Below are 13,377 nucleotides of genomic sequence, written 5' to 3'. Positions count from 1 at the left end.
ATGGCAGATATAAGTAATACAACAGTACCTAATGCAGGAAATACAGTAAATACAGTAAATGTACAGCCTTGGAATCCTGTAAAACCAGGTGGGGGAATAAATAGTTTTATACCAGCAGTTTGGAATGCAGGTATATTATTAAGTTTTTATGAGAAAGCTTTAACACCTTATATAACTATGAGAGCAGATGACATCGCTGGGGGAATGATTATATATAACTTCTTACAAGATGTACAAGTAGATGATTATACTGGAACTGATATAGATTATAGTGAATTAGATACTACTGCAATAACAATTCCAATGGATCAAGCTAAAAGTTGGGCATTTAAAGTTGGAGATATTCAAAAAAGACAAAGCAAAAATGCCTCATATATTCAAAAAGCTATTGTATCAGCAGGAAGACAGTTACAAAAAGCAATAGATACAGCAGTGCTTCAAGCTCAAATAAAAAATGCACAAAAGAATGGTGTGAATTTAGGAACTGTAACTGTATCAGCAGAAAATGTATATGACATATTAGTTAATATAGACATTGAAATGTCAAAGATGGATATGCCTGAAGAAGAAAGATTTTGTGTTGTTAGTCATGATGTAATGGGAATGCTTAGAAAAGACCCTAGATTTACATTCCAACCACAAATATTACGTGATGGAATATTAGAGGGGTCAAAAGTAGCTAATATGACTATTTATACAACTAATTATTTACCTTCAACAGTAGCTAAAAATAATACAGATGCAACAGTACAAATAATTGCTGGACATCCAGAATGTTGGGGGTTTGCTGCTGAACTAGATGAATGTGAAAAATTAAGAGCACAAGGTAATTTTGCAGATTTATATAGAGGATTATATTCTTATGGAGCTGGGCCAATTAGAAAGAAAAATTATGTAACTGCAACATTTTCATTAGATACAAGTATTGAGCCTAATATAGTAATTGAAGAAACTAAAAATTAATGCTTGAAACATTATTATTAATCTTAGGAATAGAGGAAAGTGATAAAACCTCTATTTCTATTTTAAATTACTATATAACAAAAGCTACTCAATACTTTTTAAATGAAACTAACTTAGAAGCAATGCCAGTATCAGCAGGAGATATAATTATTGATTTAGTTATATTAATGTGGAATAAACGAGGTTCAGAAGGATTAAGTTCAGAGAATCATAGTGGCATTAGCTATAGTTGGCTTGATGATATACCTATGGAGCTCAAAAGACAACTTGTATCTTATAGGGTGATAACATGGTAACGAATAGAAATATGCAAAAGGCAATAGTACAAACTTTATCATTAGAAAAAAATGAATTATTAGAAGCAGTAGAAGTTTGGAACAATGGAGATACTTTTGATATAAGTATTAATAAAGTTAAAAATACAACTATAGTTAATGGAGCATTAGTATATTTAATAACTTATAAAGCTCTAACAAAATATAAAAAAATAAATAAAGCTACTAATAGAATTTATATCCCAGCGACAGATGAAATATATTATATTGAAGATGTAGGGACGGATAATCTTTGGACATGCTTAGAATTGAAGAGAATTGAAGTATGAATTTATCAATTCAATTTAATACAGATGATTTTATATCAAGTTATAAAAATGCTGTTAAATATCAAGTAGATACTATAGAGAAGAATCTTAATACTACTGCTGAGAAAATACTAGAGGAATCCAAAGATAGAACACCAATTGATGTAGGAACATTAAGAGATAATTCAGATTTTGAAGTTAAAAAAGAAGATTATGAATTAGTAGCTTGGATAGGATATTTTGAGTTTTATGGTGTTTATGTTCATCAAGGAACAGGAATATTTGCACTACATGGCGATGGAAGAAAAACACCTTGGTGGTGGAAAGGTACTACACAAAAATGGGAAGGATGGCATCATACCCATGGGCAAAAGCCTAAACAATTTCTTTGGGACACCTTAACAGATTATATTGAGAAGATACCTCTTTTATTAGCGGAGGGATTAACATAATGCAACAATCAATAATTCAATACTTAGTAAATAGTAAAGATTTAAATGAGGTTATCAATGTTAAAGATAACCTTTTTCCTATTTACGCTTTAATTCCTGAGAGTACTTTAAGTTCTCTTGTTAATCCAGTAATGGAATATCAGTATAGAGATCTTAGAGGGGGATATGAAAAACAAAGCCAATTTTCAATAAATATTATTGGAATTAATTATATGAATATAGTAAAAGTTCAAATGGCTTTAAATAAGATTTTAGATTTTAACTTAAATACAGACTTTATAATATTCGATAAAGTAAAGTTCAATTCTCAAATTAGTGGAGGTTCAACATCTCTGTTTCGAGAAGATTTAAAGTTATATCAAGTCAATTTAAATTACTTAATAAAGTGGAGGTATACAAATGAGTAATACAGTAGGAAGTTCAACAGGAACTTTAGCAAATGGAACACAATATGGAGTAGGTTTAGCTAATAATGGTAGTGACACAATACTTCTAGGTGGCGGAGCAGTTTATATAATGCCTATTGAAGGAGTAACATCTATTCCAGATGATAGTGTGATAGAAACAGCAGCAAATAATGTTGGTTGGTGTGAATCTGGAGCGAAAATTCAGTACAAGCCTAAATTAGCTGATATATACAATCAATATGACCAACTTGTTAAAAGATTTATAACAAGAGAAAATTTAACTTTTAAAACAGGAATATTAACATGGAATTTAGAGAATTTATCTAAATTATCTAATGCTAACTTTATTCCAGCAACAGAAAATAACTTAGAAAGAAGAGTAGTATTTACTGGAACAGGAGCATTAAATACGGTCTTATTAAGATTTGTGTATATTAAAGAAAATGGTAAAGCTATTAGATTTACTATGGTAGGTCAAGGTGGTAATGGCTTTGGATTAGATTTTAGTGATAAAGCTACATCAATAGATGCTGAAATCCAAGGGATTCAATATTTTAATAATTTCTTTGCAGAGTTTAGAGAAGAATTAAGTGAAGTAGAATTTAATGCTTTAAATCCAGCACCTAAGCAAGTTCAATAATAAATTAGAATAATCAGTAGAAAAGAGGTAATACAATGAATACAATATTAAACTTAGATGAATATAGCAAAAATACAGAATTAACATTCGGAGGGAAATCATATACTCTTCCACCAATTACATATAAAACTCGAAATGAATTAATGGATATATTTGAGAGCATATCAAAATCAGAAGATGAAGAAAGTAAAAAAAATGCTGATTTAACTTTAATAGTTACTTATCTAAATACAAACTTAAATCAAGCAGTATTTACAGTTGAAGAGTTAGCACCAATTATGAATGCATATCAAAGTACAGCATTAACTCAATTTATTATAAATCAAATTAGAGGGATTGAAAAAAACTAGATATTCCTATTCCTCATAAACATAGAGCAGCTATAATAAAGAAATATTTCAATGTAGAGGAATGGGAGCAGTCAGAAGAATTTAGAGTAGTAACTGCTGACATAAAACAGATTAAAGAATATACAGGGTTAAGTTTTTTAGAAATAGAAAACTTGCCCTATTTTAAGTTCATGCTGTATAGAAGAGATGCTTGGTTATATCAACAGAAAACAAGCGAACAGGGAAGAGAATTTTTAAAAACTCTAAAAGAATTAACAACTAGTACAGCAGATGTTCAAGCAATTAGAAGAAAACAAAGAGAAATGGAAGGGAGGTAATTGAATATATGGGAAGTGGAAATCCAAGTGTTGAATTAGCACCTCTCCGTGGATCCATTGAATTTAATTTAGATGCTTTTGAAGAATTAGAATCATCAATTAATAACTTAAAAGATAATTTAGAGGATTTAAGTAGCAATATTGAATTTACAAGTAATATTGATAATTTAGTAGAGCAATTTAATGATTTAACAGATAGGTTAAGTGATTTAAATGAACATCTTACTATTAGTTCTAATATTGATAACATATTGGACCAAATAAATGTCTTAAAAGAAAATTTATTAGATATGGATGCAACAATTCATATAGAGAGTAATATTTCACAAATTATAGAAGAAAGCAATAATTTGAAAGATGAACTAGATGATTTGACAGAACACTTAACTATCAGTTCAAATATTGATAATATATTTGACCAGCTAAGTAATTTAAAGGATGAGCTTAGTGAGCTTGGTGGGAAAATTGATTTATCAATAGATAGTAGCACTATTATGGATGAAATAAGTGTGTTAAAAGATAATTTAGGTGATATTGATTCAACAATTCATATTACAAGCAATATTCAAGAGATTTTAGAACAGGCTGAAGATTTAAGGGATGCTCTTTCAAGAAGTTTTAATGTTGAAATTAATAGTAATATCAGTAATTTTGAGAGTAAAATGGATGCTTTAAGTGAAAGTATTGAAGAAAGTCAAGCATTTACACAACAAGAAATTGAATTTTTACAATCTCTAGGAGCAACAGTTGAAGAACTGCAAGGTCATTTAGAAGGATTAGCATCAAGTACAGAAGGTGCTACTAGCGAAATGCGTAGTAGTTTTGATGAAACAATGTCTAGTGCAGATGAATTAAAAGCAACATTGAGTAGATTAGAAATAACATTAGGTTCTTTAAAGTATATGGCAGATATTAAAGGGAATTTGACTATAGAAGGTATCACATCAACATTAGGCGAATTAGATGAATTGCAGAGTGAAGTTGCAAATGTAATGAGAGAGGTTGAAAGTTTAGATAATACTTTTGATATTACTGGAGAAGATTTTAATGAAATAACAAGTAGAGGTCAAGAACTTAGTAATTCAATTTTTGATTTACAGGAAAAAGTATCAGGCTTAGGTGAAAGAAGTGAAGTTACAAGAGAAGAAACAGAATCATTTGGCAAAGAAATGTTAGAATCAGGACAAAATGCGTTATGGAATGGGCAAATGATTAGTAGTATGATGTCACCAATTCGAACAGTTGGAGAAGAAATGTTTGAGTTAGGATTAAAAACTAGTAGTGCAATGACTGTAACGAAGCATCTTTTTGGGGCTAGTTCTATTCAAGTTGACAAGTGGTCAAAAAATACAGTAAATAGTATGGGATTAGCCCAAGGAGCAGCTTTAGCTACAGCTGAAAAATTTGGAATGAGTGCACGAACACTTGGAGCTAATAAAAAACAAGCTGCTTTATTAGCTGAAGGATATACTCAGTTAGCTCAACATATTAATTTAGGAACACAAGGAAATATAAGTTATGAAACAGCTTCCCAAGCATGTTTGGCAGCTATGGCAGGACAAACTTATGGGCTTAAATCTTTAGGGATAAGTTTTAGCACAAGCAAAGAGAATGCTGAAGCAGCCGCATTAGGTTATCATAAAGCATATTCAAAATTAACACCTGTTCAACAAGCAACTGTTAGACTAAAACTAGCTCAGAGTGAATTAAATAAGCAATTTGGAACTACTAAACAAGACTTACAAACTAATTATGGGCAATGGGAGAAAACTAAAGCTCAGTTAGAGAAAGTAGGAGAGACTTTAGGAGAACAATTAGTACCTGCTGTATTGACTATGGCGAGGGATGTTGGACGTCTAGCAGAGAAATTTGAACATTTATCTACTCCAGCCAAAGATGCTGTGTTAGCAATAGGTGGATTATTAGCAATTGCTGGACCTGTAGTAGAAGCATTCGGTTTAATAAAATTAGCTATAGGGGGAGCTCAAAAAGCTTTTGAACTTTTTAGTGGTATCATGGAAACAGACCCTATTATTTTAGCAATTACGGCTTTGATTGCAGCGGTAGTATTATTACGTGAAGCCTGGAAACATAATTGGGGAGGAATGCGAACTGACGTAATTAATATTTGGCATGATATTGTAAATGATTTTGAGTGGGGAAAAAATCATATAAGTACCGTTATAAAAGATATTTTAGAAATTATTGTAGGAATAGCTAACCCAGTTGTGGGCGTTGTTGAGTTAATAAGAGAAGCTTGGAAACATAATTTTTTAGGCATTAAAACGGATACTTTAAATACTTGGAAAGATATAAAAAGAGATTTTCATAATAGTATAAATGATATTAAAAATAGTGTTGATAATTGGTGGAATGATCAAAAGCAAGCATGGATAAATGGGTATAATTCTTTAAAAAATAGTGCGACTAACTGGTGGAATACTCAAAAAAATATGTATAAAAATCAATTACAAACTATTAGAGATACCTGGAATAAGTGTAAAACAGTTACAATTGAAGAATGGAATCATATTACTTCTAAAGTTTCTCATGCATTACATACTATTCTTACTGACATTGAAGATACTCCTTTTGCCCAAGGCGTTGCTCGTGTAACACATTCTATTGTTCATTTAATTACTGCTTGTAAAAATGCAGTTGTAGAAATTAGTGAAGCTTTAGTACATGCTGTAGTGAATAGATTAGAAGGTATGGGAAGAGAGGCCGAGCAAATTGGTGAAAATATTGCTAGTAGGTTTGAAAGACTTTGGAACAGAATAGCAACTGATACTGAAAATGCGATGGAAAGTATAAAAAATGCATTCGATAGAGGATGGAGTTCTCTATGTGGATGGTTTGAGGCTAATGTAGGACGACCAGCAGAATATGTTGGACAAATGCTCGAGAGATTTGGTAGCCATATAGAGTCAGGAATAAGCGAAGCAAGGCAAGTATTTGATAATGGATGGAGTTCATTGTGTGGGTGGTTTAGTGTAAATGTAGGGCATCCAGCAGAATATGTAGGACAAATGCTGGAAAGGTTTGGGAGTAGAATAGAGAGTGGAATACAAACTGCAACTAATAGTTTCGATAGTGGGTGGAATGCTTTATGTAGTTGGTTTGATGGAGCAGTAGAAGGACCAGTACACTCAGTAGAAAGTATGGGAAGTTCATTTGAAGGAACTATATCTAGCGTTATGTCATCAGTAAGTAGTGTATTTGAGAGTGGATGGAGTTCTTTATGTAGTTGGTTTAGTGGAGCAGCTAATGATATTGTATCAACTGTTAAAAATCTTGGGAGTTCAATGTGGTCTGCTGGTTCAGATATAATACATGATTTACTATCTGGATTAGCGAATGCATGGGGAGATGTAACAAGCTGGATTTCAGGGAAAATTAATGCATTAGCGAATAGTGTAAGTAATGCAGCTAGTCATATTGTAGGTGATATTACGAGTTGGGGAAATGATGGTTCTCATGCTACAGGATTAGCGTATGTTCCGTGGGATGGATATCGTGCTGAATTACATAAAGGCGAAATGGTTTTAACTGCTGAACAGGCGGAAGCTTATAAGCATGGGAATAATGGAACTGGTGGAGGAAATACATATAATTTCTATAGTCCCGAGCCAATAGATCCGTTTGAAGCAAAGAGACAAATGATAGATGCTAGTAGAAAATTAGCTAATGGATTTTACTAAGGAGGTAGATATGGAAGTACAATTAATCAATTTAGATACTAATGTATCTTTAACATTTGATACACAAAACTTTATTTTAAATGAGATAGTACACGATAATTGTGTAGTGCAACATAATACCTCCAAAACTATTAAACAGATAGGAGAATATGTTAAATCTACAAATGTTAATTCAAGAACTGTTAATATTACAGGAACTGCAATAGGTTAATCAGAGCTGGATTTAAGTAATAAGAAACAAATCTTATTAAACTTAACCAGCCCTTTTTCATCTATAAAAATAATTTTAGATAATAAGTTCACCCTTACAGGGAAGTGCCAAAGCTTAGTTAAGTGGGGAGTAGGACATGATAACAATAATAGATATTTTGTTAAGTTTTCTATAGATATATTAGCACCAAATACACTATGGTATGCTTTAGAGCCGACTACAGTTTCCTTAAGTCCTTATATTGATGAATTTAAGTTTCCTATTTCAATACCTGACAGTGGATTTATTTATGGGCATAAAGATACAGATACTTTAACTAATATATATAATGATTCAAATGTATCAGTTCCACTGCAATTTAATATTACAAGTTTATCAGCTGTCGAAACTCCTGTTATAACACGTATTCAAGATGGAAAGAAAATTCAAATTAATACAACAATAAATCCAGGAGATACACTGAATATTTGTACAGAATTCGGGAAAAAGTCAGTATTGTTAAATGGAGAAAATATAATTTCTAAATTTGATTTTGAAAATTCAAGTTGGTTAATGCTAATACCAGGATTAAATACATTTACTTATTCGTGTAATAATGCTGAAAATAGAGGGAATTTAAATATAGAAGTTACTTACACCCAATGTTACTGGGGGGTTTTTTAATGAATTTATTAGAAGAATTTTATATTACTATTTGGGACAATAACTTTAATATATTAGGAGTTATAGATACAATTGAAACCTTAGAAATAAAAAAATGTTTATCTAAAGCTGGAACATTTACTTTAACGGTACCACTTACTTTAGAATCAGTAAGTTTATTGAAAGTAGGAAATTTAATTACTACAAGTAACAATATAAGACCTGGTTATACATTAGAGCCTTATATAATTACATATAAGCAATTAAGTATTAATAGTAAAGGTGTAGAACAACTTGAGATACAAGGGAAAAGTTTATTTATATGGTTTAACCAAAGAGTTTTGACGCAAAATTATAATATGACAGATACTATTCCAAACATTATAAAAACTATTTTAATGAATGAATGTATAAATCCTAGAAATCCAAATAGGATAATTCCAAATTTGAATTTTACTACTTTAACGGAAATAACTAATAAAACTACTTTTTTACCACAAAGTCAGTATTCAACTGTGAGCAGCTCGATTACAAGTATATTACAAAGTCAATATATAGGAATACAAATTTTAATGTCACCTTATCAAAATGCATATATTATTGAATTATTTGTAGGGAAGGATTATAGCTTAGGAAATACAGAAGGGAATACTCCTATTATTTTTAGTTCTGATTTAAATAATATCATGGGTGAAAGTTTTACGCATAGTGTAGTTAATTTTAGTAATGTCGCATATGTGTATGGAACAGTAGATAATAAAAGTGAATTAATTATAACTGGTAATACAGAGACAAAAGGTTTAAATAGAGTTGAAATGGGAGTGGATGGAAGTAATCCAACATTAAATGGGGAACAATTTAATTTAACTTCCTCAAATTATCAAACTATAATGACTGCTGTTGGAGAACAAACACTAGCTAATTCAGAAATAACAAAAAATTTCGCAGGTAAATTAAATATGCATACAGATTTAAAGTATAGATTAAATTTCAATGTTGGAGACACTATTAGTTGTATTAATAAAGAATGGAATTTAAATGAAGATTTAGTTATTACAGAGGTAACAGAACAATTTAGTGTACAAGGAAATCAAATAACATTATCTTTTGGTTATCCTTTACCTACACTTTTAGAAAAAATAAATTTAAATTATTAGGAGGTAATGATGGCTCAATATTCAAGTTTTTTTAATGCTAATTTAGTTAATGGATCTTATGATAGAACATACAATGCTAGTGATTGGGCGGCTTATTTTTCTAGTTTTTTAGGAAATGGAGTCGCTTTTAATCCTTCAACAACATTACAAGTTCAAGCGGGAACAGGAATGCAAGTAATTATTTCTCCTGGAGTAGCATTCATAAATGGTTATCGTTATTCAAATACTACGCCGCTTACTATAAATATTTCAACTGCTAATGAAACTTATACTAGAATTACGAGTATAGTATTAGAGTTAAATTTAACTAATAGAAATATTACCTGTTTTGCTATTGATGGCGTTCCAAGTAATAATCCAGTGGTACCACAATTAATACAAACCAGTGGTATATATCAACTGCAATTAGCTACTATAACAGTCCAAGCGGGTGTATCTCAAATACTTCAAAGTAATATAATAGACACTAGAGCTGATTCTAGCGTATGTGGATATATAGAAGGATTATTTGGTCAAAATGACCATGCAGAATTAGAAAAACAAATTTCACAGATAAATACAAATATAAGTAACTTACAAAATGATAGTTTAACAGCCAATAGTTCACCAACTTTATCAAATGATTGGACATTTGAAGAAGCAGAGAATTTACAATTTGAAAATAGTAATGGAAATGTGACAGTAGGAATGCAGATTAACCAAGACACATTTATGCTATTTAATAATGTAACTAATAATGCAATGTTTGATGTTACTCCAGTTAGTACAGGAACTGATACAGTAAATTGGAATTGCAATATGAATTTTGCATATGGGTTAACTATAAATAGCAATAACATGTTTCCTATAGGACCAGATATACAAAATCAAAATACAACAATAAATGGAATAGAGTTTACATATAGTTTGAATTATTATCTAGTAAATGGCACAGGAGCAACAGTTGAAAATGGTGAGTTTAATACTATGTTTGGGATTTTAGCATTAAACCTTACACCTCAATCAAGCGGGAACATTTGGGGGCAAGTAATACAATTACCAGGTAGTCCATTAGCTGATATTTATCAGTTTCAACTTACCCCATTAGATACTTCCCAAACAGTTGTGATAGGAAGTATGAGTAATGCTTCTAGCCTTCAAATTTGGTTGGTGTCTGGAAATAATTTTGCCGTCACTCAAGGAGAGACTATTTATTTAAGAGCATTAATTACAAATTAAACTTTGGAAAGGAAGAATATATGAATAGATATATATTAGTTAATAATGAATTAAAAATTGTAGGATTCACAAGTTCAAATGAGATTTTTAAAGATAACAGCGAGTATAATCCTGATACACGTATAAAAATGATTTCAGAAGAAATATATAAATATTTGATTGAGCAATCAAAAAATAATGAATTATATTAATAGAAGAACAAAATAAGAAAATCACAAATTTAATTATATCAAATTTTAAATTAGTTCCTATTATACGAAAAAAAGTTATCTCAAAAGAAGAAGCATTAGCTAAAGGTATTATGGATACTACACTAAAAGAAATACAGTTAGCTGGACAAACTAAAGGATTAGCTATGGGAATCTTATCAAACTCTTTAACATCAGAAAAGTTAAGTAAACAAATAGATGCACTTTCAAAAGCATTATTTGAAATATCATTAAAAAAATAAATTTAAAATAAGAAAGAGGTAATAATATGAGTTTTGAAACAATACAAGAATTTTATCAATTAGGATTATGGGATGCGCAACAATTACAACAATTAGTACAAGCTGGCGGATTAACAACAGAACAATATGAACAAATTACAGGGCAATCCTATCCAGTACCAGCAGTTAAAAAAGAAACAGATACTATACATTCACAAACACAATCAACTATAGATACAGGGGTAGCACAAGGTTAATGGAAGAATTTAAAGAAACTTTAAAAGATCATGAAGATAGAATACGTTCTTTAGAGAGTAGCAATATTAAGCTTGGAGATAAATTGTCTAATTTATGTGATAAGTTAGATAATTTAATTGCAGCTTTGAAATGGCTAGGAGTAACTTGTGTAGGAGCGATTCTATCTGTATTAATATTCATAATAGAATTACATTTAAAATAAAAAATAAAAGGAGAGTTAAGTATGAGTAAGATTGTTTGTACTAAAATTATGAAGGATGGAGTAGACATTAAGTCTATTCTTTCTTTATTACCTTCAAGAATTTCTACATATATATATAGTAATGAGAATGGAGCATGGATTCAGACAGATACACTAGAAGAAGATATGTATAATATATGTAATCAACTACTTGGAGATTGGGCATATATTCCTAGTGAATCATTGAATTATGCATATGGAACAGCAATATCTTCATGTGGGTTGAATATAAGAGCTGAGAGTAATGAGAACTGTGATATTGTTGGGGTATTAGATTTTGGCCAAAGATTTAAAATCCAAGGTGCAACAAAAGATTGGTATCATATTTCTCAACCAGTTGAAGGTTATGTGTATAAAGCATATACACAAGTTTCACAAACTCCTTCAACAGTTTCAGAAGATTTAATTAAGTTTACTGCATCATGGGAAGGATTCAGTTCAACACCATATAGAGATGCTGGTGGAAATTGGACAGTAGGATTTGGAGATTGTACCTATAATGAAAAGCCTCAATCTGTAACATATCAACAAGCTTTAAATATGCTAACTACAACATTAAATAATTTAGCTCAACAAATTTCAAATTCACTAGGAAAATATAATTTAACACAATATCAATTAGATGCTTTAGTTGATTTTGCATATAATCTAGGATTTGGAGCATTAATGGGTAGTGATTTAGTAGCTAATTTTGAAACTTGTGATAATAATTCAGTGATTGAACCAGACTTTACTGCATGGAGTTATTGTGATGGAACAGAATTAGAAGGATTATATAGAAGAAGAGTAGCAGAATCTCAAATGTTTTTGTTTAATCAATATAATAATAATTAATAGATTAGGAGTGAAAGATATGATAAATTTAAATTCAAATATGATTATAGAAAGTTCTGAAATAATTGTTACTATTATTGCAGTAGCTTTAAGTCATTTTAAATTAACAGGATCATTAAAGAAGCATATTAATAATGTAGTAAAAGAAATTCCTACAATAAATAAAACAATTAATAGTGTAGAAAAAACAGTAGATTTAGGAAGTAATATAGTTGAGGACTTAAATCCAGCAGATGCGGCAGAGGTTGAAGCAATAAAAAAAATAATAGATGTAGCTGCAACGACTATTGATGATGTAACTTCTGCTAATTATTCAGAAAAAGCAGATATATTAAGAAAGATAGTGTCAGAATTAATTAAAGAGTTTAAAATAAAGCAAACTCATAATGAGGAAAGATTAGTAGACGAACATATTATAAAAACTTTAAATAAAAAGTTAGTTCCAGCAGGATAATGATGGCCCTCTTAGGAGGGCTTTATTTTTTTGCACTAAAAAAGGTCCCATGTACTGGGACCTGGAGGAACATTAAAACATCAGAACTCCCATTAGAAAAAAGGTGTTAATTAATATCTATGGTGAACTTTAACTTCAACTTTTAAATGCCTCTTACCTTTAGAAGAATGTTTTTTAGTTCTTTTTCTTCTGTGAGAAGCTTTCTTAGTATGATGTTTAACAGTTGAACATCTTCTAGTTCTTCTTCTAGCCATATTAACACCTCCTTTCTATACTAAGGAGTATAAATAAATTATATCATTAAATTACTATTATATTTAGCACACTTTCAGCACATTTATTAGCATAACATTTAGTATATAAAATGACACAATTATAACACAACGTAACACAACATTTAGAAAAAAATAAGATATACACAAAGTTGAAAATCTATTTTAAAGTGTGATTATTACTTGCTTTAAGTATTTAAAAAAATATAAATAAATATGAAAAAATAATAGACCGCAGAATTGGACA

General features: G+C 30.2%; 20 protein-coding genes. 19 read left to right on the top strand and 1 reads right to left on the bottom strand.

All coding sequences use genetic code 11. The features are described 5' to 3' along the window. The 19 genes from ARA19_RS00100 (at position 1) to ARA19_RS00025 (ending at position 12,858) form a co-directional block, all read left to right on the top strand. Positions 1 to 963, top strand: coding sequence for a hypothetical protein (locus ARA19_RS00100; protein WP_055068939.1), 963 nt, complete (start codon positions 1 to 3; stop codon positions 961 to 963). Then, on the top strand, positions 963 to 1,259 hold the full coding sequence (locus ARA19_RS00095) for a phage head-tail connector protein (protein ID WP_055068938.1): 297 nt from the start codon (positions 963 to 965) through the stop codon (positions 1,257 to 1,259). The genes ARA19_RS00100 and ARA19_RS00095 overlap by 1 nt, the downstream gene beginning before the upstream one ends. Further along, positions 1,253 to 1,567 (top strand): hypothetical protein, encoded by a 315-nt coding sequence (locus ARA19_RS00090; RefSeq protein ID WP_055068937.1) that lies wholly within the window; start codon positions 1,253 to 1,255, stop codon positions 1,565 to 1,567. Before ARA19_RS00095 ends, ARA19_RS00090 begins: the two co-directional genes overlap by 7 nt. Beyond that, positions 1,564 to 1,998 (top strand): HK97 gp10 family phage protein, encoded by a 435-nt coding sequence (locus ARA19_RS00085; protein WP_055068936.1) that lies wholly within the window; start codon positions 1,564 to 1,566, stop codon positions 1,996 to 1,998. Before ARA19_RS00090 ends, ARA19_RS00085 begins: the two co-directional genes overlap by 4 nt. Then, positions 1,998 to 2,405: a hypothetical protein gene (locus tag ARA19_RS00080; RefSeq protein ID WP_055068935.1), complete on the top strand. Its 408-nt coding sequence runs from the start codon at positions 1,998 to 2,000 to the stop codon at positions 2,403 to 2,405. Before ARA19_RS00085 ends, ARA19_RS00080 begins: the two co-directional genes overlap by 1 nt. Further along, positions 2,398 to 3,045 carry a hypothetical protein gene (locus ARA19_RS00075; RefSeq protein ID WP_242862361.1) on the top strand — a complete coding sequence of 216 codons (648 nt, stop codon included), beginning with the start codon at positions 2,398 to 2,400 and terminating at the stop codon, positions 3,043 to 3,045. Before ARA19_RS00080 ends, ARA19_RS00075 begins: the two co-directional genes overlap by 8 nt. A gap of 35 nt (positions 3,046 to 3,080) precedes the next feature. Further along, positions 3,081 to 3,395: a hypothetical protein gene (locus tag ARA19_RS00070; protein WP_055068934.1), complete on the top strand. Its 315-nt coding sequence runs from the start codon at positions 3,081 to 3,083 to the stop codon at positions 3,393 to 3,395. Between the two features lie 170 nt (positions 3,396 to 3,565). Then, the gene (locus tag ARA19_RS17915) at positions 3,566 to 3,712 is read left to right on the top strand and encodes a hypothetical protein (protein ID WP_242862360.1); all 147 of its coding nucleotides are present in this window, start codon (positions 3,566 to 3,568) and stop codon (positions 3,710 to 3,712) included. 8 nt (positions 3,713 to 3,720) lie between these two features. Then, positions 3,721 to 7,413 (top strand): hypothetical protein, encoded by a 3,693-nt coding sequence (locus tag ARA19_RS00060; protein ID WP_055068932.1) that lies wholly within the window; start codon positions 3,721 to 3,723, stop codon positions 7,411 to 7,413. A 10-nt stretch (positions 7,414 to 7,423) separates the two neighbouring features. Beyond that, positions 7,424 to 7,624, top strand: coding sequence for a hypothetical protein (locus ARA19_RS00055; protein ID WP_055068931.1), 201 nt, complete (start codon positions 7,424 to 7,426; stop codon positions 7,622 to 7,624). Between the two features lie 6 nt (positions 7,625 to 7,630). Continuing rightward, positions 7,631 to 8,287, top strand: coding sequence for a phage distal tail protein (locus tag ARA19_RS18220; RefSeq protein ID WP_084764079.1), 657 nt, complete (start codon positions 7,631 to 7,633; stop codon positions 8,285 to 8,287). Continuing rightward, positions 8,287 to 9,423 carry a siphovirus ReqiPepy6 Gp37-like family protein gene (locus ARA19_RS00050; protein ID WP_055068930.1) on the top strand — a complete coding sequence of 379 codons (1,137 nt, stop codon included), beginning with the start codon at positions 8,287 to 8,289 and terminating at the stop codon, positions 9,421 to 9,423. Before ARA19_RS18220 ends, ARA19_RS00050 begins: the two co-directional genes overlap by 1 nt. A gap of 9 nt (positions 9,424 to 9,432) precedes the next feature. Then, positions 9,433 to 10,641 (top strand): hypothetical protein, encoded by a 1,209-nt coding sequence (locus tag ARA19_RS00045; RefSeq protein ID WP_055068929.1) that lies wholly within the window; start codon positions 9,433 to 9,435, stop codon positions 10,639 to 10,641. Positions 10,642 to 10,661: 20 nt separating this feature from the next. Continuing rightward, positions 10,662 to 10,832 carry a hypothetical protein gene (locus ARA19_RS17260; RefSeq protein ID WP_157452196.1) on the top strand — a complete coding sequence of 57 codons (171 nt, stop codon included), beginning with the start codon at positions 10,662 to 10,664 and terminating at the stop codon, positions 10,830 to 10,832. Between the two features lie 110 nt (positions 10,833 to 10,942). After that, positions 10,943 to 11,092, top strand: coding sequence for a hypothetical protein (locus ARA19_RS17255; protein ID WP_157452195.1), 150 nt, complete (start codon positions 10,943 to 10,945; stop codon positions 11,090 to 11,092). Positions 11,093 to 11,118: 26 nt separating this feature from the next. Beyond that, on the top strand, positions 11,119 to 11,328 hold the full coding sequence (locus tag ARA19_RS00040) for an XkdX family protein (protein WP_055068928.1): 210 nt from the start codon (positions 11,119 to 11,121) through the stop codon (positions 11,326 to 11,328). After that, positions 11,328 to 11,531: a hemolysin XhlA family protein gene (locus ARA19_RS00035; RefSeq protein ID WP_055068927.1), complete on the top strand. Its 204-nt coding sequence runs from the start codon at positions 11,328 to 11,330 to the stop codon at positions 11,529 to 11,531. The genes ARA19_RS00040 and ARA19_RS00035 overlap by 1 nt, the downstream gene beginning before the upstream one ends. A 21-nt stretch (positions 11,532 to 11,552) precedes the next feature. Further along, entirely contained in the window at positions 11,553 to 12,404 is an 852-nt protein-coding gene (locus ARA19_RS00030) for a glycoside hydrolase family protein (RefSeq protein WP_055068926.1), read from the top strand. Positions 12,405 to 12,423: 19 nt separating this feature from the next. Continuing rightward, positions 12,424 to 12,858 carry a hypothetical protein gene (locus ARA19_RS00025; RefSeq protein ID WP_055068925.1) on the top strand — a complete coding sequence of 145 codons (435 nt, stop codon included), beginning with the start codon at positions 12,424 to 12,426 and terminating at the stop codon, positions 12,856 to 12,858. Between the two features lie 110 nt (positions 12,859 to 12,968). Here the strand turns inward: ARA19_RS00025 and ARA19_RS17250 are convergent, their stop codons facing one another. Continuing rightward, entirely contained in the window at positions 12,969 to 13,112 is a 144-nt protein-coding gene (locus ARA19_RS17250) for a hypothetical protein (protein ID WP_157452194.1), read from the bottom strand. Positions 13,113 to 13,377 lie beyond the last annotated feature (265 nt).

It is taken from the genome of Clostridium massiliamazoniense (genome assembly GCF_001403635.1).
Taxonomy (GTDB): Bacteria; Bacillota; Clostridia; order Clostridiales; family Clostridiaceae; genus Sarcina; species Sarcina massiliamazoniense.
The sequence above is the reverse complement of the archived record's forward strand: the minus strand, read 5'-3'. Positions and strand labels throughout refer to the sequence as shown.